This is a genomic window from Bordetella genomosp. 4 (assembly GCF_002261185.1).
GTDB lineage: Bacteria > Pseudomonadota > Gammaproteobacteria > Burkholderiales > Burkholderiaceae_B > Bordetella_A.
Map to the genome: position 1 here is coordinate 15808 of NZ_NEVQ01000008.1, position 19458 is coordinate 35265.

Here is a 19458-nt window from a genome sequence, read left to right on the forward strand (position 1 = left end):
TGAACGCAATCTACGCCATGCCAGGCTCGCGGAACGCTGCATGACTACCGATTTCGACTATCTGCAGACGGTGCTGCCTGCCGCAAGCGCAAGACTGGCCGGCAAAGTTGCCCTGGTGTCAGGAGGCGGCTCCAGTGGGCCCGGGTGGAGTATAGGCAAGGCGTGTTGCGCCACCTTGGCTCGCCATGGCGCGGTGGTATGCGTGCTGGACGCCAATGTCGAGGCGGCCCAGGATGCCTTAGCTGCCGTGCAGGCACTGGGCGGGCAAGGATTGGCTTTGCAGGCCGATGTCGCCGACGCAGCCGCGATGGCGCAAGCCGTGCAGGCAGTCATGTCTGCCTATGGCCGAATCGATATCCTGCAGGCGAACGCCGGCATAGGCAAAGTCGGCGGCCCCGAAGACATCGCTTTGGCTGATTGGGATCGCATCCAGAAAGTCAACGTCGACAGCCTGCTGATTGCCAGTCGGCTGGTATTGCCCATCATGTCGGCGCAGGGCGGTGGGGCGCTCGTCACCGTGTCTTCGGTCGCCGGTCTGCGCTACCTGGGCTATCCGCATCTCGCCTACAACGTCACCAAAGCCGCCGTCATCCATTTTGCTCGCATGGTCGCTCAGCAATACGCCGGGCAGGGGATACGGGCCAACACGGTTGTGCCGGGCCTGATCGATACGCCGCGCGTGCGCAATACCGTAGCGAAAATGTTCTCGGCTGACGATTTCGAGCAAGCCAAAGCCGCGCGGAATCGTCAGGTGCCGATGGGACGAATGGGCACGCCCTGGGAAGTCGCGAACGCCGTGGCGTTCCTGGCTTCCGACGAAGCGGCCTACATCACGGGGACAGAACTGGTGGTGGATGGCGGGTTGATCGGAAAGTATGTGTGATGTCGCGGGTGGTTCCAGGGCTGGCGTTTCGCTGCGAGTCATCTCGCCGTCCGAGTTAAACTCGGCAACCTCAGAATCCTAGAACAACTGCACGGAGACACGCTCATGCGTAAACTTTTACAAGCCACCTTGTTGGCGGTTTTACCGCTGGCGGCTGTGGTGAATACCGCTCACGCGGCCGCTGATTGGCCATCCAAGCCCCTGACGTTGATCGTGCCGTTCGGCCCGGGGTCGAGCCCGGACACCATGGCGCGGGTGATTGCCGAGCAGGCCGGCGAGACCCTGGGCCAGCCGATTGTGGTGCAGAACAAGCCGGGCGCCAGCGGTAACCTGGGCACGGCTGCCATCGCAAAGGCGAAACCCGACGGCTATACCTTCGGCGTTTCCATCACGGGGCCGCTGGTCAACAATACCGTGTTGTACAGCGATCTGCCGTATGACCCGAAAAAAGACATCGATCCGCTGACGCTGGGCGTGCATCAACACAATATTCTGGTGGTGCCTGCCAGCTCGCCCATCAAGTCATTCGATGACTTGCTGAAGGCCATGAAGTCTCAGGCCAAGCCCTATAACTTCCCGTCGACCGGGGCGGGCACCGTATCGCATCTGTCGGTCGAGCTGCTGCTCGAGCGCACCGGCGGCAAGGCCGTGCATGTGCCCTATGCGTCGTCGCCGGCAGCGGTGACCTCGCTGCTATCGGGCGATACCGATTTTGCGGCATTACCGCCTATCGCAGTGATGTCGATGATCAAGGACGGCCGTCTGCGGGCACTGGCTGCCGTTTCCAAAAAGCGTTTGAGCTTTTTGCCTGATACGCCGACGATCGAGGAACTCGGTATCCCTGGTATCGAAGGATCGGGCTGGATCGGTTTTGTGGCGCCCGCGGGCGTTCCCGCCGATATCGAGAAAAAGCTCGCGGATGCCTTGATGAGCGCCATCAAGACGCCCTCTGTACAACAGCGTCTGGCTTCCCAGTACATGGAGCCCGCAGCCGATGGCCCTGACGCGTTCCGTCAATACATGGATGACGAGTTCAAGCGCTGGGAACCCTTGATCAAGCGCCTGAACCTGACTGTCAACTGATTGCGCGCATAAACGTTTCCATCTTCGTGGCGGTTTCGGCGATTTCACTGTCGGGATCCGAGCCCGCCACGGTGCCGGCGCCTGCGTAAAGACGCAGGTTGCGATCACCGGTTTGCAGGGCGCAGCGCAAGGTCAGCGCCCATTCACCGTCGCCATTGGCGCGTTGCCAGCCCACCAACCCTGCAAAATAGCCTCGCTCGAAGGGCTCCAGGTCACGGATATGGCCAAAAGCCACATCGGTAGGATGCCCGCAGATTGCCGGTGTGGGATGCAGTGCGCACGACAGGTCCAGCGCCGTGACCTCGGGGTCACGCAATGTGCCGGTGATGTAGGTCGACAGGTGCCACAAGGCGTCGGTGCCGATGACAGAGGGGCCATCGGGCACGTCGAGCTCATCGCAATACGTGCGCAGGATGCGGACAATGTCGTTCACCACATAGCTGTGCTCGCGCAGATCTTTTTCCGAGATTGCGAGGCCTTCTTTGCGCGCGCGGTCTGTGTCGGGATCGGGGTGGCGGCCAATGGAGCCAGCCAATGGATTTACGTGAATGCGATTGCCTTCGCGCCGGACCAGCAATTCAGGGCTTGCGCCGACCATGGTGCCGCTGGGCGCACGTGTCGTGGCGTCCGTCGGCGCGACGTCTTGCTGCGAGTCTCGGTCGCTCAATCCCCATGCGGGAATGGCAAAGGTATAGCCATGCGCGTTGCGCGCCAGCAGATCGGGTAATAGACGCTCGTAGTCGACTGGCCGGTCCAGCGTGACATCCATAGCGCGCGACAACACGATTTTCTTGACATCGCCTTGGGCAAACAGTTTGAGGGCTTTGCGGACCATGTCGCCATAGGCCTCGGGCGCGGGCACGGGCTGGCGATCAATGACCTTGGGACGGGCAGAGGCTGTCGCCGCCGTGCCGGTCTGTTGAGCCGCTGCGTGCGCCTGATGAGGGGCCTGGCGCTCGGGAACTGCGGCTTGTTGATATTGTGCGGGAATCGTCAGGCTGGCTGGATTGGCTGCATTAAACGGCACCAGGCCAAACATGATCGGATCATTGATGTGTTGCTGCTCGGCCTGCGCAAATAAAGCCTTGATGGCCGCAGACGTGGCGGGCTGATAGGCGGTCAGCGTATCCGAGCCCTGACGCGCCCTGAATTGGGTCGTCGGGGACGCGAAAAATATATCGCCGATACTGAAGCTATCCAGCAGCCATTTTGCGGCTGATTCCTTGTGCATTACTGTGTCTCACTTCCAAAAGATGCCTCCGTCGTGCAATCGCGGCTGGCGGCCCCGGAATAGGGCGCTTTGATGCGGCTCGGCGGCAAAAATCCCAGGCCGTGACGGTATCAGAAAAATGATGCGCATGGCGCAATCACGCGCCGCGTCTTCGGCTTGCTGCCCCCTAAGGGGCTTGGGGCGGTACGGCGGAAAAAAAAGGGTCCCACGTCGCTCAATCGTTCCTGACAGTCTTATATAAGACCTGGCATAATACAGCACCGGCTCTTCCTTTCTTGTGTGATTTCCCCAGAAGACAATTACCGTCTCCGGCGCCGCTCTTCTTTTCGACTTTATGTCTGCCCCGTCTCCCTCCAGCCGCTCTGCGCTATTTCATCAGCCCTCCGGTTTCCTGTCGTTTCTGCTTGCTCGCGTATTGGCCATGGTTGCTACGCAAGTACAGGCCGTGGTGGTGGCTTGGCAGGTTTACGATTTAACGCGCGAACCCATGGCGTTGGCCTATGTGGGGTTGGCCCAGTTTCTGCCCATGCTGTTCCTGTTACTGCCCGCAGGAGACCTGATTGACCGACTGCCGCGCAAACACATCCTGGGCGTGAGCTGGGGGGTAGGCGCGGTGTGCAGCGCCTTGCTGTGGTGGCTGTCGGATCATGGACACGAGGGCGTCGCGAATATTTATGCCGTGCTGGTGTTGTTCGGCGCCTCGCGTGCATTCTCCGGGCCGGCGATGCAAAGCTTGCTGCCCCAATTAGTCACGCGCGAACAATTGCCCCAGGCGATTGCCACGAACACCATGGTGATGCGCAGCGCAGCGATCGGTGCTCCCATGCTGGGTGGTTTGTTGTACGGCGCAGGCGGTAGCCACGCGACGTATCCCATCTGTATGGTTGCGTTTGCTGCGGGAGCATTGCTACTGCAAAAGGTGCGTGTTTTGTATTCGACGGCCCATCAGAGTGGGGCCGCCTTGTCGCAGACTGCCTGCACCAATATCTGGCAGCGTTTTGGCATCGGCATCCGTTTTATTTTTCGCCGCCCCATGATTCTGGGGACGATTTCGCTGGATCTGTTTGCCGTGCTGCTGGGCGGGGTGGTGGCGCTGTTGCCTATTTATGCTCACGAAGTCCTGCACGTCGGGCCGCAGGGGCTGGGCGTGTTACGCAGCTCCGCCGCAGTCGGCGAGGTGGTGGCGGGTATCTGCCTCAGCATGTTCCCCTTTAACGCCAAGGTGGGCCAACGCATGTTGCTGGCGGTGGCAGTGTTCGGCATTGCCAATCTGGTGTTCGCGTTATCGCACTGGATGTGGCTGTCGTGCGTGGCGTTGGCTATCGCAGGCGCGGCCGATATGGTGAGTGTGTATGTACGAGGGGCGCTGCTTCAGTTCGCGACGCCTGACGAAATGCGTGGTCGGGTCAACGCGGTGAACATGTTGTTTATCGGCTCATCCAATGAGTTGGGCGAGTTTCGTGCCGGCGCCAGCGCGGCCTGGATCGGCGCTGTGCCGGCGGCGATAGCGGGCGGTCTTTGTACCTTGGGCGTAGTGGGCCTGTGGAGTTATCTGTTCCCGCCGTTGCGTACTGTCAATCGATTTGAGGATGCGCAAAACCGGGATTGATCCCGGCCCTGGTGCACGTACTACGTCAGGCAGCGAACGGCGCGAGGTGTTGATGAATACCCGGGTGATCCGATCGTCGTCGGCGAAGGCATCTTCGCTGCCTCGCAGGAACGGTTGCGCGACTCAGGGCGTTAGTGATCCTTGAGTCGCGTCCATGCGTGTTTACAAGATTGGAAACAGCGTTATCGCACCGATTTGAATGCGGCGCGCAGTTCCTCGGCAAACAGCTGCGGCTGTTCCCATGCCGCGAAATGGCCACCCTTGGCTGCTGTATGGTAGTAGTACAGAGAAGGATACGCCTGCTTGCTCCAGCTCTCCGGTGCTTGATAGATCTCGTGCGGGAAGACGGTAATGGCTACCGGCACTTTGATGTCGCGTGTCTTTTGGGTTTCGGCGCTGAAATTATTGTTATTGTTTTCCCAATAGAAACGCGACGACGATGCCCCTGTATTGGTGAGCCAGTACAGCGTAATGTCGTCCAGGATGGCATCACGGGATATCACTTGCTCCGGCCTGCCATTGCTGTCGCTCCATTCGGCGATTTTTTCATAGGCGAATGAGGCCAGGCCCAGGGGTGAATCCGTCAATGAATAGCCAATAGTTTGTGGGCGCGTGACCATCATGGCGCCATAGGCGGCATTGCGGCCAAAGAAAGTACTCAAGGTTTGATAGGCCTTGCGCTCCGGATCTGTGAGGTCCGCCGGTGCGGGGTCGCCCGCAAGGAGCGACTTCATCAGCGGACCAGGCACCGTCGCGGGCATATTCAAGTGAATAGCCTTGAGTCCTGGCGGCGCCTGCCGTGCGAGTGCGTCGGAAATGACGGAGCCATGGTCGCCGCCTTGCGATACATATTCCTTATACCCAAGCCGTTTCATCAGGACGTCCCACGCGTGCGCAGTGCGACCGGGGCCCCAACCCAAATCCTTGGGTTTTTCCGAAAAACCATAGCCAGGAATCGACGGAATGACCACGTCGAATGCATCCTCTGCGCGGCCGCCGTAGGCGGTGGGATCGGTCAGCGGTCCGATGGTCTTGACGAACTCAAAGATCGAGCCCGGCCAGCCATGCGTCAGAATGATTGGCAAGGCGTTCGGATTGCGCGATTTGACATGAATGAAATGGATGTCGATACCATCGATCTTGGTCACGAATTGAGGCAGCGCGTTCAACTGAGCTTCGGCCTTGCGCCAGTCGTACTGGGTACCCCAGTATTTCAGAAGTTCCTGCATACGCGCGGTCTGGATACCCTGAGAGTCATCATTGACGGTTTCCTTGTCCGGCCAACGCGTGGCGGCAATACGCCGGCGCAGGTCGTCTATCTGGGCCTGGGGTATGTGTACGTGGAACGGGCGAATGCTTTCGTCGGCGTTGGCATCGGCAGGTACCGTAGCAGTGGCCTGGGCCGTAGTTCCTGCGGCGCCGGCGGGCTGTATGTATCCGACCAGAGCGATCGTTGCCAGAGTGGCAGTAGCAAACACACGTCGGATCGACTGGGAATTCTGAATCAGAGCATGAGGCATGATGGTTATCCAGGTTGGCTCCAATTGATGCAGAGATCAGGAGCAAGGTTGAACGAGCCATCACAGTCTAGAAATGGAGTGTCGCTGCTATATGTCGGCGCGAATGCGTTTTGCGGTCGTTCTGTATCCGTTGTGTGGTGGTAGATACAGAGAGGTACATGAATCCCGGCCCGGGTTGTGTCAACGGCCGCGCTGCCGTAGATGTTGCCGTCCCAACTCCGACGGGTTCAGCACGCCCAGCAAGGCCATGTTGCGCGCCATTTCGGTAGCGAGAATACCGATGGCGTGCGTGACACCTGCCTGCCCGGCTACGGCGCCAGCGTAATTGAACGGCCGGCCAACGAACACGAATTTTGCGCCGAGGGCCAGCGCCATGAGGACATCGCTGCCTCGACGAAAACCGCCATCTATCATGACGGGATAATCCGGACCTAATGCACGTACTACATCGGGCAGCGCGCGCAAGGGGGCGATCGCGCCATCGAGCTGCCTGCCGCCATGGTTCGAAACAATGATGCCGTCGGCGCCATATTGCCGCGCCATTTGCGCGTCTTCAGGGGAAAGAATGCCTTTGATGACCAGGCGGCCTTTCCAACGCTCGCGTATCTGCTGCACGTGCGTCCAATTCAGATGATCGCGGGCGCCAAAGTCGCGCATGACATTCGACGCGATGATGGGCGCGCCGCGCGTGGCGTGAGAGTTTTCGAAATGCGGCACGCCATGGCGCAGAATGGTCTTGAATGCGGTCCCAAACAGCCACCGCGGATGGGTGATGCCATCCCAGGCCAGCCGCAGGCTGGGGCGTAGCGGTGTAGAAAAGCGTGCGCGGATGTTGTTTTCGCGATTGCCGGAAACCGGGACGTCGGCGGTCACGACGAGCGTTTTGAAGCCCGCGGCCGCGACACGGTCCACCAAGGCGTCGATGCGTTCGGGCTCGCCGGGGACATAGGCCTGAAACCAGGCTTTAGGATTGGCGGCGGCGATGTCTTCCAGGCGGATGAGCGAGGACCCGCTCATGATGGCGGGGATTTGCGCTGCCGCGGCTGCCTGCGTCTGGATCAGATCGCCACGGTAGGCTGACAACGCGCTCACGCCCATCGGGGCGATACCGATGGGCGCGGCCCAGCGTTCGCCGAATAGCGTCGTGGCCAGCGAGCGGCGCGAGGTGCTGATGAATATCCGGGAGATCCAATCGTAGTCGGCAAAGGCATCCTCGCTGCCGCGTAGCGCACGATCGGTCTCGCAGCCACCGCTGACGTAGGCAAAGATGGGTGAGGGCAGATGGCGGCGAGCGGCGTCCTCGAAATCCGCCAGGGACAGCACGCGTTGCAAGCGTTTAGGCACCTGCCATCCACCCGTATTGGATTTGGTCGGCGAGGTGTGGCTGGCGATGGGATAGTCCTGTAGGCGGAGTTCGTCTTGCATGAAAATTCCGGAATGAGCGAGTAAGGTCGTATGCTAGAGCGAAATAATCAAGTAATGGGCGATAATTCGTCGTTCGATAAGTAAGAAATTCTTGACAGTGGTGCAACTGCCTCAGAACAGGCTGCCGCTGCGGATTCCGAATAGCTTGGGGCTCGGATAACCTATGAAACTGCAGTACTTGGCCACGCTTTCCGCCGTCGTTGCGCACGGCAACCTTACCGCCGCCGCTGAGCAGGTCAACCTGACTCGCAGTGCCGTCAGCCTGCAGATGAAACAGTTGGAGGCCTATTTCGGGCAGTTGCTGTTCGACCGGTCCGGGCGTCATGTGCAGCCCACAGCGTTTGCTCGCGAGGTGGTGCGCACGGTGGACCGGGCCATGGCAGAGATCGAGGCGTTGCGCAGTCATGCAGCCCGTGCGCCGGGTGGCTTGGTTCGGCTGGGCATCACGGATTCTGCGCAGACCACGCTTTTGCCATTGGCGTTCACCGATCTGTTGCGCAACGCGCCGCAGGTGGAACTGCAAATCGAACGGGGTTCGACGCCGATTTTGCTGGACGAATTGAAAGCCGGCAGGATTGATGTGGCAGTGCTGATCCGGCCACCTACCGGCGGATCGAGCCGGCTGTTGTGGACCGAATTGCTGAATGACGAACTGGTGCTCGTGGTGCCCAAGGGATTGAAGGCCGCACCGCCTGCTCAAATTTTGCGTGAGCAGCCCTGGCTTCGGTTTGACCGTCGTATGGTCGCGGGCCGCATGGCCGGGCAATTCGTCGAAAAGCTCGTGCCTCAACGCCAGGCGTTGATCGATCTGCCGTCGATAGACGCGATAGTAGCCATGGTTGGCGCGGGTGTTGGCGTGTCGGTGCTGCCGCGATTACGCGTCGAGCATTTGCATGCACACGCGGTGCGTGAAGTGAGCCTGGGGCCAAATGCGCCGGTGCGCAAGCTCGCCATGGTGCGTCGCAAAGCCGAGTCGGATCACCGGCTGCTGGATATTGTGGAGTCGTCTTTTGTGGCGGCGGCGCGGCAGTTAAAAGCGTAAAGATCGCCCGTCACCAGTTATGTTTTGGCGCATCAGCCTCAATCATTCGATTGGCGATTAAAGGATGTGTACAGACAGAGGGGCGAGCGCCTATCGGGATAGTCGCAGCGACCTAACCCCGCCATTGCTGATAAGCTAGACGCGTCACGGTGGAGACCGAATCCAGCACCTTCTGGTGATTCACCTGGTGCCGCAGCATCAGCCGTGCATCGGCCACGTTGCGCGATTTGCAGTACCAGTGGCAGCTGTGCTGAAACAGGTACAACTCTGCCGAGAGGTGATACGCGCGGGTTTTGGGATCCCAGCCATCGTTGTTATCCACGACATGGCGCAAACCCGCTGCGTGAATATGTAGCAGCTCACGAAAGTCCCGCGTCATGCTGGGTAGAAAGCGCTCGATGTAAGGGACACAGAACGACAGCATGCACACGGGCGTGTCCTGGGGGCTTTCCTGTTGCATGGATTTGGCCAGTGACAGTACCTGTGCGGCCACGGACCGCTCGGTGGGAGCAAAGGTCTCCAGCACCTGGAGCTGACGGGCTTCGGTGTCTGCTTTGATGGCGCGAATATAGCCTTGCGTGAGCGTTTCCATGTGGCGCTCGAGCTGCAGGTTGGCCAAATGGCGCCCGAGCAAAACGATGTGCGTGCGCTGATAACGCACACGCAATACCTGCCATACCACGACTGCTGCCAACAACGTTAATGCAATGTCCATCGCTTGTGGTCCTTCTATGTCCTACCGATGCGCCGGCGCACAAGACAAAGGGCCTAAACCGAAGTCTGGCCCTTTTTCAAATTGGGTGAGAGACGAGATCTGCATTAGAACATCCCTGATGGCATCCAGGCGATAAATGCATCGGCGAATCTGCAGGGGCGATCACTGCCATGATTCAATAACATGAGTCGGGACAACAGTAGTGAAAACAAATGAGTCATGAACGGGTAGCGGCAGGCCTTCCGGCTGGCGGCGTAACGATTCCGGGCAAGGTCTTGGACCTCGCCGGGACAGATGCGATCGAGGTTGTGTGGCGTAATGAATTAGGCGGCCTGACGTTTCGTTGTCAGGGCGAGCGGGGAGCACGCTACATCAAGTGGCAGCCTTCGGGTGGTTTGAGTCCAGTCGAGTGGGCGGATGTAAACCTCGTCGTAGAGGCTGAGAAACTACGCTGGGCGGGCCAGTTCGTTGCGGTTCCCCACGTTGTTGACTATGGCGAGGTTGATGGCGGCGCCTGGCTGATCACGGAGGCCATTGACGCGATACCCGCTGTCGACTCGCAGTGGCGCGATAAAGCGGAAGTCGCGGTGCGCGCCATTGCGACAGGGTTACGGCGATTCCATGATGCCTTGCCAGTGCATAGTTGCCCATACCGCGGTACATGGTGTGGGGCAATCGAGGGGATGCCGGAGCCTGATCTCCTAGTGGTTTGCCATGGCGATCCGTGCGTGCCGAACTCGCTGCTGAATAGCGAGGGCGGATTTGCCGCTCACGTTGACCTTTCCAGGCTGGGTGTTGCGGACCGCTGGGCTGATCTGGCTATTGCGACCTATAGCATCAGCTGGGAGGTGAATTTTGGGCGGAGCTACGATGAGCTCTTTTTCTCAACCTATGGCATTGAGCCGGATATGACGCGGATTCAGTTCTACCGGGAGCTCTGGGACAGAGGCTGAGCTATGTCCGCATCGGCTGCGGTGCGATGGCAGCTGCGTTGCGCATGTTGTGGCGGCACCGCAGCGCCAGGGCAACGAATATTCGGCAGCAAAGAAAAAGCCCAAACCGAAGTTTGGGCTTTTTAGAATCTGGAGCGGGAGACGAGTCTCGAACTCGCGACCTCAACCTTGGCAAGGTTGCGCTCTACCAACTGAGCTACTCCCGCGTGGCTGCAAACTATGTGTCAGCAGCGAAGAAGCGAGATTCTATATGGCTTTTTTTGGTTGCGCAAGTCGTGCATTCGTTTTGACTGTCGGCCGTCGTGCGGGCTGACCGGGGACAGGCAGCCCGCCGAGCAGCGCAATGCGGAATTTACGGCAACGCTTTCAACGATTTCGACGCCTCTACCGCGTATTTGATCAGCTCGGCTTGGCCCTCGATATTGAGTTTGCGCTTGATATTGAGCCGATGGGTTTCCACCGTGCGTACGGACAGATTCAAGGCCTGGGCAATTTGCTTGTTCGCATGGCCGTCGGCGATGTGGCGCAGTACGTCGCGCTCGCGCTGGGTGAGCAGCAGGGCGGGCGAGCTGGTGGTAGACAGGCTGACCGTCGCTGCCGCACTGAAATACATGCGGCCGCTCATGACGGCGTGGATGGCGGTGATGATTTCCTGGGCAGGTTCGTGTTTGAGCAGATAGCCTCGCGCACCGGCTTTGGCCGCCTGGACGATGTATTCGCCGTTGTCGTGCATCGTCAGGACCAGGACGGCGATTTGCGGGTATTGCTCGTGTAATTGCGCAATGAGCGACAGGCCGCCCATGCCTGGCATGTTCAGATCCATCAACACCAGGTGGGGCAAGGTAGCGCCCGTGGGGTCCTGCGCCAGGCAGTCCTGCAGAAACGCCAACGCAGCCAGCGCATGCCCGGCCTCGCCGACGACTTTCAGGCCTGGCACGGTTTCCAGACGCAGCCGCAGGCCGTCGCGCACCAGGGGATGATCGTCGATGAGCAGCAGGCGGATGGTACGGGAGGCATTGGGCATGTCAGGTCGCTATATCTGCGCCGTCGGCGGCGTGTGCTGTGGCCGGAAGGGGCAGCCACGCTTGCAGGCGGGTGCCTTGGTCATCGGCGTGGCACGTTAGCGTACCCGCCAATGCCGCCATGCGCTCGCGCATGTTGCGCAAGCCGATTCCGAGTTGTGGATCTTGCTGTACGTTCGCGTAATCGAAACCTACGCCGTTATCCGCGATCGTCAAGCTCAGGCCCCGTTTTGCATAGTCCAGTGTGACGTCCGCGCGACTGGCATGGGCGTGCCGCAGGACATTGGTCAGGGCCTCTTGGGTGATGCGAAACAGGGCGGTGGCATGCGCCTCGGGTAATGGGCGCACGTCACCCGTGGTATGCAGTCGGACCTCCAACGGCGGAGAGCCATCCTCGTGTGCCACGGCAAATTCACGGCCCAGGTGTTCCAGCGCAGCGGGCAGACCGAGATCGTCGAGCACCGTCGGGCGCAGATTGTGGGAAATCCGCCTGACTTCGCCCACGGCCGTGTTCAGGCGCTCGAGCGCGCCGGACAAGGGGCGGTCGATCAGGGCCAGCGTGTGAGGATCGCCCGCCTGCGTTTGCAGGCGGTCCCTCGCCGCCTCGAGTGACAGTTTGATCGACACGAGGATCTGGCTGATGCCGTCATGCAGTTCCCGGGATAGGCGGGCGCGTTCGTCTTCTTGTGAATGCACGACGCGCCGCGCCATGAGCTGCAGCTTGGCGTCGGATTGGCGGTGGTCGCTGATGTTCAGCGCGAGGCCGCAGGCGGTCACGCCCAGGATGGCAGCGGCCACGATGCCGCCTACCCAGGCAAACATATTGCGGATATTGGCTTGGGCGGCAGCGTCGATGTGGGCCAGCGCTTGTTCGACGTCGTCCAGATAGATGCCGGTCCCCAGCATCCAGCCCCAGCGTTCCATGATTACGACGTAGCCCAGCTTCTCGACCGTTTGCCCGGTGGAGGGTTTTTCCCAAAGATAGCGGACAGCCTCACCCTGGTTCCCGCCGTGGCGGGCTGCGGCCAGCAGGTTTTGGATAACGGGTTGGCCTCGCGTATCGCGTAAATCCCAAAGGTTTTGTCCCACCAGTTCCGGCTGACGCGGATGCATCAGATTTTTGCCGTGCAGGTCGTAGATGAAGAAATAACCATCATGGCCAAACTCCATCTGTTCCAGCAAGGCGAGGGCGCGCGCCTGCGTGGCCGGATCGTCGCCCGCGTTCTGCAGCGGCGCGACGGCGCTATAGGCGAGGCTGACATAGTGGCGCAGTTCGCTTTCTTTGCTGGATAGCCAGGCTTGTTCTACGACCTGCTTTTCACGTTGGGCGAGCTGCATCCCCTGCACGTAGACCGCAACGGAGATGGCGGCGACGGCAATAAGCAAGGGCACAACGGCCAAGAGCAGGATTTTCAGACGGAGTTTCATAGGTTGGCAAAAACGCCATTGGTGCGCTGCGGGACGTTCGCAACTCCTTTGTTCAGCTACGAATTTTGCTTTGCATTTTAAGTGTTTACCTAACGATTGTTGCGATGCGATACGTAATAGTACGTAGTCAATTTACGTAGTTTCTCGCTTGTTGAGGGGCTGGGTAATCGAAATACTACGGCCTGCGCTGCAAGGGCGCATGGCTGGCATATCCGCCGGCCGCCAGACAACAACGAGTCTGCCCACCCGCAAGACATCGGCATGGCCGCGCTTTATCCAGGTGGAAGGCTAAGAGGAGCATAGTTTATGCATACCAGCAGTAGAGGACTGGGGAGCCACCTGGTCTGGCTGGCGATTGCTGTGCTGGGCGCATTTGCGCTCGGTACGGTGGCGCTTTCCCGTGGCGAAACCATCAACGCGCTGTGGATCGTGGTCGCAGCCGTCTGTGTGTATCTGATCGCCTATCGCTATTACAGCCGCTTCATCGCGACCAAGGTGCTGCAGCTGGACGCCACCCGCATGACGCCGGCGTGGAAATACAACGACGGGCTCGACTACGTGCCCACCAACAAACATGTGCTGTTCGGCCACCACTTTGCTGCAATTGCCGGTGCAGGGCCTCTGGTGGGGCCTGTGTTGGCGGCGCAAATGGGGTATCTGCCGGGCGTGCTGTGGCTGCTGGCCGGTGTGGTGTTTGCGGGCGCAGTGCAGGATTTCATCGTACTGTTCATCTCGACGCGGCGCGATGGCCGGTCCTTGGGAGACCTGGTCAAGGCCGAACTGGGCACCGTGCCGGGCGTGATCGCGCTGTTTGGCGCGTTCATGATCATGGTCATCATTCTGGCCGTCCTGGCATTGATCGTGGTCAAGGCTCTCACGCATTCGCCTTGGGGTACGTTCACCGTAGCCGCTACCATTCCCATTGCCTTGTTCATGGGCGTGTATTTGCGCTATCTGCGTCCGGGCCGGATCGGCGAAGTATCCATCATCGGTTTTGTGCTGTTGATGGCGGCCATTGTGTTCGGGCAAGACGTGGCAGCGCATCCGACCTTGGCTGCGTGGTTCGATTTTGATGGCAAGGGCCTGACCTGGATTCTCATCGGCTACGGGTTTGTGGCTTCGGTGCTGCCGGTATGGTTGTTGCTGGCTCCGCGTGACTATCTATCGACGTTCCTCAAAATCGGCACGATTGCCGGGCTGGCGATCGGTATTCTGATCGTTGCTCCCGAACTGAAGATGCCTGCGTTGACGAAGTTCGTCGACGGCACGGGTCCGGTGTGGTCGGGCAATCTGTTCCCGTTCTTGTTCATCACGATTGCTTGCGGCGCGGTATCGGGTTTCCATGCGTTGATCTCGTCGGGCACTACGCCCAAGCTGATCGAAAATGAAACGCAGGCCCGCTATATCGGCTATGGCGGCATGCTGATGGAGTCGTTCGTCGCTATCATGGCTTTGGTCGCTGCGTGCGTGATCGAGCCGGGTATCTACTACGCGATGAACAGCCCTGCGGCTGTGATTGGCACCACGCCCGAGCATGTCGCACAGGTCGTGTCGAGCTGGGGATTCGTAGTCACACCTGCTGATTTGGTTCAGACGGCGAAAGACGTCGGCGAAAGCACGATCATTTCGCGCGCAGGGGGCGCACCGACGCTGGCTGTAGGCATGGCGCACATCTTGCACCAGGTCATCGGCGGCCCGGCCATGATGGCATTCTGGTATCACTTTGCCATCCTGTTCGAAGCATTGTTTATTCTGACCGCTGTCGATGCAGGGACGCGCGCAGGCCGTTTCATGCTGCAAGATCTGCTGGGCACGTTCGCCCCGGCACTCAAGCGCACGGAGTCGCTGCCCGCCAGCCTGATCGCGACCGGTCTGTGCGTCGCGGCCTGGGGCTATTTCTTGTATCAAGGCGTGGTGGATCCGCTAGGCGGCATCAATACGCTGTGGCCGTTGTTTGGCATTGCGAACCAGATGCTGGCGGCGATTGCATTGACCTTGGGTACGGTGGTGCTGTTCAAGATGAAGCGCGACCGCTATGCGTGGGTGACGGTGTTGCCGACGTTGTGGTTGCTGGTGTGCACCTTGACCGCGGGCTGGCAGAAAATGTTCGACGCCGATCCGAAGGTAAGTTTTCTCGCGCACGCGGCGAAATACAACGCAGCCATTGCACAAGGCCAAGTCCTGGCCCCGGCCAAGGACCTCGCCGAAATGAGCCGTGTCGTATTCAACGACTACGTAGACGCGGCGTTGTGCGGCATCTTCATGTTCGTCGTACTGAGCGTCGTCGTATTCGGCATTCGTTCTGTGTTGCAAGCTCGTGCCAAAGGCACGGCCACGTCCCGCGAAACCCCGTACGAGCCGCTGCCCGCGACGGCTGTCGGACATTGATCGACGGAGGGCGCCATATGTTCACCAATTTAGGCGCCGCGACCGGCAAAGCCGGTCGCTACCTGGGCCAGACATTGCGCTTGATGGTCGGAGTGCCCGATTACGAAAACTACGTCGCGCATATGCGGCGTACGCACCCCGACCAAACGCCGATGACGTACGAGGAGTTTTTCCGAGAGCGTCAGGATGCTCGTTATGGCGGTAAAAAACGTTTGGGCTGTTGCTGATAGAAAGCTGGTGCCTGCCTTGATCAAAGGTGGGCCCATTTGCTGCGGCCGGACGTGCGAGCTGGGCCGCAGTCAACCAGGACGCGCCCAGGCTGCTGTTAACATGTGAGCGCCCCAGGTTTTAGCGTTCTCTTGTATTCATGCCGGATTTCCCTCAGGCGTCATCCACCGCCCCGTTAACGCCCGCCCGTCAGGATCTTACCCAGTTCAATACGCTGGGCTTGTCTGCGTGGGCAGATGCTTTTGTGACCTTGCGTTCCGTTGATCAATTGAGCGCGTTGTCCGACCTGGCTGATCAGTATTCCCGTTTGCTGGTCTTGGGTGGCGGCAGCAATATGGTGCTGCCCGCTAGGATCGAAAGCCTTGTCACACATGTCGCCGTGACCGGTGTGCGCTTGATCGAGGCGCGGCCAGATGCCTGGATCATCGAGGCGGGGGCGGGCGAGAGCTGGCATGGTTTCGTGACCACCTGTGTGGAGCAAGGCTGGGATGGGCTGGAAAACCTGGCATTGATTCCAGGCACAGTGGGCGCCGCACCGGTACAAAACATCGGCGCCTATGGCGTCGAGCTGGCGGATCGTTTTCAGGGGCTGACAGCATGGAACGTCCGTCAGCGCCGTTTGGTAGACATGACCGCAACCGACTGTCAGTTTGCCTATCGGGATAGCATTTTCAAGCACGGCGAACCCGGCGAGTGGATTATCGTTGCGGTGCGTTTCGCGTTGCCGCGCCCGTGGCAGGCCGTGCTCGAATATCCGGATTTGCAGCGTTATTTTGGACTGTCTGGTGGTACCGGCGCCCCTGCGATTTCTCGCACACACTCGTCCAGCGCACCGACCGCGCGCGACATCTTCAACGCAGTTTGCGATATTCGCCGCCAAAAACTTCCTGACCCTGCCGTCATCGGCAACGCGGGCAGTTTCTTCAAGAACCCGCTCGTAGAGGCCTCCGTTCGCGACGCCTTGCTGGCGCAGCATCCAGGTCTCGTATCCTACCCACAGCCCGACGGGCGCTACAAGCTCGCCGCGGGTTGGCTGATCGATCAATGTGGGTGGAAAGGCAAGCAACTCGGCGCCGCAGGCGTGCACGACAGACAAGCCTTGGTCCTAGTCAACAAAGGCAGCGCCACCGCCGCCGACATCATGGCATTAGCCGCCGCAATCCAACGCGATGTTTCAGCGCGTTATCACATCCAGCTAGAACCCGAGCCCGTCATCTGGCAACAATAAGCGCTGAGACCCCATCCGCACCGCAAGCCAAGCTCGAATGCGATGTGTCGGCGCGCCCGTAGGCGCCGACACATCGCGGCCCTGAAAGATCTTCCTTTTCACAAAGACCGATCCTACGAAGCCTAAGCAAGAAACTCGTTCCAGCGATGCAGCGAGCTGGAGACATTGCGAGTCGATGCGGGGCAGTGGCCGCGTTGGGGCGCCTCGGCGTCGAGCGAGGGAAACCGAAGGAGCGCAGCGACGAGGTTGACGAAGCGGTGTCGGCCGCGCAGGCGGCCGACCGACGCCGCGAAGCCCCAACGCGGCCACTGCCCCGCATCGACGCCAAAAGAACCCACCCCGCTCCCGCAGGTCAAGGTAACTTCAGAATCGGCAAGCAGTCTACAACCCCAACACCGCCTGCATATCAAACACCCCACGTCCCTTATCGCTCAAAAACCGCGCCGCCCGCAACGCCCCCTGAGCATAAGTCGCCCGGCTGCTGGATCGATGCGTAATCTCGATACGTTCACCGTCCCCGCAGAAATACACCGTATGGTCGCCAACAATATCCCCCCCGCGCACCACCGAAAACCCGATAGTGCCAGGCTGACGCACACCCGTATCGCCATGCCGCGTCCAGGTCGCGACGTCCGGCAGCGCAACATCCCAGGCCGAGGCAACCGTCTCACCCATCTTCAGTGCAGTGCCTGAGGGAGCATCGATCTTGTTGCGATGGTGCGCCTCGAACACCTCCACGTCATACCCGGAATTCAGGATACGCGCAGCGACATCCAGCAGCTTGAGCGTCGCATTCACCCCCACGCTCATATTGGGCGCGAAAACGATGCCGATCTTTTGCGCAGCCACTTCAATGGCGGCGCGCCCGGCATCGTCAAACCCCGTCGTGCCGATCACAATCCGAGTGTCGTGTTGCACGCAAGCCTTCAGATGCGCCAACGTAGCTTCGGGGCGAGTGAAATCGATCAGGCAATCAGCATCGGCCAACGCGTCAAGTTGATCTGTAATCGTGACACCCGTTTCGCGGCCCAGAAATGCGCCGGCATCCTGCCCTAGATCAGGAGAGCCTGCACGATCCAGCGCGACAGTGAGCGTGATATCCGAAGCATTCAGGACGGCTTCGATGAGCATGCGGCCCATACGGCCGCCAGCACCTGCAATTGCGATACGCATGTTTTTTCCTCAGGCGACAGCGATCAACGCAGCGGCTCGGCACCGCCGGTGGCGGGGTTGGACGAGCCCGTGCTCGGTGCATTCAGTCGCAATTCCCGTTGGCGAGACGTGCCGCTGGACGTATCTTCCGCAGGTAATGCGTCCGATTCCGACATGCTGGGTGCACGGATGCCGCTGCCTGTGTCAGAGGTCGGCTGAGCGGCCGTGCCCGATTGCGTGCCCGCATCTGCGCCACTGGCGGGTGCTACCGCACCGTTGGCGTTATCGGCAGGCAGCGCGCCGCCCGGAGGCGTGCCGAGTGCGGGCAACTGTGCCGCATCGGCCGGGACAGCGGATTGAATCGCCCCCTCGGCATTCTGGCGAGCGGTTTCCGCGTCGATCTGCTCGTCGATCTTTTCCTGGGGTTTTCCTTCAGCGTTCAGTTGGAACGGTTGCAGATCGGGCTGCTTGTCGCCTTCCCAGCGCACCAGGCGGTCATTGTCGAACCACACCGTGAACTTGCGTTCTTGAGGGTCACCGTAGCCGGGCTTGAAATAATACGGATAGTCCCAGCGATCCGCGTGCAAGACACTGGTCAACGTGGGGCTACCCAATGCAAAGCGGACTTGCTCGCGCGTCATGCCAGGCTGCAGCAGGGCGACTTGCTCTTGAGTGATCCAGTTGCCCTGCTGCACCGGGGCTTTGTAGGGGAAGCCCCATTTATCGGATGAGCAGCCCGCCACAACGGCTGCGATGGCGGTGGCTGCCAGTGCGGTTTTCAGGAACCGGGTCGGAATACGTGCAATCATGGACACCAAGCGCCCCTATCTGTGATTTAAAGCGGGTAAAACCGTTATCATAAAGGTTTCACAATGCGGTAGCTCCGTGGGCAGCGGAAAAAGGGCGGCGCGCTGCTTCAGTTTGTGCGCCGCAATTTCTGCCCTTGCCACCGCGGACAGAGAGCGATTACACCATGACAGACCAAAGCGAACTGAAAAACATGGGTTTGAAGGCGACTTTTCCTCGCCTGAAAATCCTGGATATCTTCCGCAAAGCAGACCAACGGCACCTGAGCGCCGAGGATGTTTATCGCGCGCTGATCGGCGAAAACGTCGAAATCGGCTTGGCGACGGTTTATCGCGTGCTGACACAGTTCGAGCAGGCCGGCATCCTGAGCCGCAGCCAATTTGACAGCGGCAAGGCGGTTTTCGAACTGAATGACGGCGATCACCACGACCACCTGATCTGCACCAATTGTGGCAAGGTAGTCGAGTTTTCCGATCCCGACATTGAGAAACGTCAACACAAAGTGGCAAAAGACAACAATTTTGCCTTGGAAAGCCACGCCATGGTGCTGTATGGCATCTGCGGCGACTGCCAAAAAAGCCGCTGACCCAAGCGGTTTGTGGCGGTAGCTGGGCGGTCTGCCGAGCCTCGTGCCGCCGCCACGACGCATGCATGTAGTCAGCAATCGTTACGTATTGCTCTGACTGTATCGCGGTCTGCTTTTTTGTGCGGGCCGCTGGCCTCAAGACGAAAATGCCCCCATGC

16 protein-coding genes, 1 tRNA gene and 1 pseudogene are annotated in these 19458 nt (G+C 59.9%); 9 read left to right on the forward strand and 9 right to left on the reverse strand.

Annotated elements, in window-relative coordinates:
* Nucleotides 1-40: 40 nt before the first annotated feature.
* On the forward strand, nt 41-883 hold the full coding sequence (locus CAL20_RS05345) for an SDR family NAD(P)-dependent oxidoreductase (RefSeq protein WP_094837371.1): 843 nt from the start codon (nt 41-43) through the stop codon (nt 881-883).
* A gap of 105 nt (nt 884-988) precedes the next feature.
* A complete protein-coding gene (locus tag CAL20_RS05350; protein ID WP_094837372.1) occupies nt 989-1966 on the forward strand; it encodes a Bug family tripartite tricarboxylate transporter substrate binding protein in 978 nt (325 codons plus the stop codon).
* On the opposite strand, the gene CAL20_RS05355 is transcribed toward CAL20_RS05350, so the two are convergent.
* Nucleotides 1959-3197, reverse strand: coding sequence for a chorismate-binding protein (locus tag CAL20_RS05355; protein ID WP_094837373.1), 1239 nt, complete (start codon nt 3195-3197; stop codon nt 1959-1961). The two genes, CAL20_RS05350 and CAL20_RS05355, sit on opposite strands and share 8 nt — an antisense overlap.
* Nucleotides 3198-3531: 334 nt before the next feature.
* Between CAL20_RS05355 and CAL20_RS05360 the strand changes: the two genes are divergently transcribed.
* The gene (locus tag CAL20_RS05360) at nt 3532-4806 is read left to right on the forward strand and encodes an MFS transporter (protein WP_094837374.1); all 1275 of its coding nucleotides are present in this window, start codon (nt 3532-3534) and stop codon (nt 4804-4806) included.
* A gap of 182 nt (nt 4807-4988) precedes the next feature.
* Here the strand turns inward: CAL20_RS05360 and CAL20_RS05365 are convergent, their stop codons facing one another.
* Both CAL20_RS05365 and CAL20_RS05370 read right to left on the reverse strand, forming a co-directional pair.
* Nucleotides 4989-6326 (reverse strand): epoxide hydrolase family protein, encoded by a 1338-nt coding sequence (locus CAL20_RS05365; protein WP_094837375.1) that lies wholly within the window; start codon nt 6324-6326, stop codon nt 4989-4991.
* Between the two features lie 180 nt (nt 6327-6506).
* A complete protein-coding gene (locus CAL20_RS05370; protein WP_094837376.1) occupies nt 6507-7751 on the reverse strand; it encodes an alpha-hydroxy acid oxidase in 1245 nt (414 codons plus the stop codon).
* A 163-nt stretch (nt 7752-7914) separates the two neighbouring features.
* On the opposite strand from CAL20_RS05370, the gene CAL20_RS05375 reads away from it, so the two are divergent.
* A complete protein-coding gene (locus CAL20_RS05375) occupies nt 7915-8793 on the forward strand; it encodes a LysR family transcriptional regulator (RefSeq protein WP_094837377.1) in 879 nt (292 codons plus the stop codon).
* 112 nt (nt 8794-8905) lie between these two features.
* On the opposite strand, the gene CAL20_RS05380 is transcribed toward CAL20_RS05375, so the two are convergent.
* The gene (locus tag CAL20_RS05380; protein ID WP_094837378.1) at nt 8906-9508 is read right to left on the reverse strand and encodes a hypothetical protein; all 603 of its coding nucleotides are present in this window, start codon (nt 9506-9508) and stop codon (nt 8906-8908) included.
* A gap of 212 nt (nt 9509-9720) precedes the next feature.
* Between CAL20_RS05380 and CAL20_RS05385 the strand changes: the two genes are divergently transcribed.
* The gene (locus CAL20_RS05385; protein WP_094837379.1) at nt 9721-10461 is read left to right on the forward strand and encodes an aminoglycoside 3'-phosphotransferase; all 741 of its coding nucleotides are present in this window, start codon (nt 9721-9723) and stop codon (nt 10459-10461) included.
* A gap of 130 nt (nt 10462-10591) precedes the next feature.
* Here the strand turns inward: CAL20_RS05385 and CAL20_RS05390 are convergent.
* The 3 genes from CAL20_RS05390 to CAL20_RS05400 form a co-directional block, all read right to left on the reverse strand.
* Nucleotides 10592-10667: transfer RNA gene (locus CAL20_RS05390), tRNA-Gly, on the reverse strand.
* A 146-nt stretch (nt 10668-10813) separates the two neighbouring features.
* Nucleotides 10814-11485 carry a response regulator gene (locus CAL20_RS05395; protein ID WP_094820056.1) on the reverse strand — a complete coding sequence of 224 codons (672 nt, stop codon included), beginning with the start codon at nt 11483-11485 and terminating at the stop codon, nt 10814-10816.
* Between the two features lies 1 nt (nt 11486).
* Complete coding sequence (locus CAL20_RS05400) at nt 11487-12911, reverse strand: cache domain-containing protein (protein ID WP_094837380.1); 1425 nt, start codon at nt 12909-12911, stop codon at nt 11487-11489.
* A gap of 306 nt (nt 12912-13217) precedes the next feature.
* Between CAL20_RS05400 and CAL20_RS05405 the strand changes: the two genes are divergently transcribed.
* The 3 genes from CAL20_RS05405 (at nt 13218) to murB (ending at nt 16755) form a co-directional block, all read left to right on the forward strand.
* Nucleotides 13218-15299: a carbon starvation CstA family protein gene (locus CAL20_RS05405; RefSeq protein WP_094837381.1), complete on the forward strand. Its 2082-nt coding sequence runs from the start codon at nt 13218-13220 to the stop codon at nt 15297-15299.
* A gap of 17 nt (nt 15300-15316) precedes the next feature.
* A complete protein-coding gene (locus CAL20_RS05410) occupies nt 15317-15526 on the forward strand; it encodes a YbdD/YjiX family protein (protein WP_094820059.1) in 210 nt (69 codons plus the stop codon).
* Between the two features lie 140 nt (nt 15527-15666).
* On the forward strand, nt 15667-16755 hold the full coding sequence (gene murB, locus CAL20_RS05415; protein WP_094837382.1) for a UDP-N-acetylmuramate dehydrogenase: 1089 nt from the start codon (nt 15667-15669) through the stop codon (nt 16753-16755).
* Between the two features lie 381 nt (nt 16756-17136).
* Here the strand turns inward: murB and dapB are convergent, their stop codons facing one another.
* Nucleotides 17137-17928: a 4-hydroxy-tetrahydrodipicolinate reductase gene (dapB, locus tag CAL20_RS05420; protein WP_094837383.1), complete on the reverse strand. Its 792-nt coding sequence runs from the start codon at nt 17926-17928 to the stop codon at nt 17137-17139.
* 356 nt (nt 17929-18284) lie between these two features.
* Nucleotides 18285-18716 (reverse strand): annotated as a pseudogene (locus CAL20_RS05425) (outer membrane protein assembly factor BamE); the annotation flags it as partial.
* A 164-nt stretch (nt 18717-18880) separates the two neighbouring features.
* On the opposite strand from CAL20_RS05425, the gene fur reads away from it, so the two are divergent.
* Nucleotides 18881-19300: a ferric iron uptake transcriptional regulator gene (gene fur, locus CAL20_RS05430; protein WP_094820062.1), complete on the forward strand. Its 420-nt coding sequence runs from the start codon at nt 18881-18883 to the stop codon at nt 19298-19300.
* Nucleotides 19301-19458 lie beyond the last annotated feature (158 nt).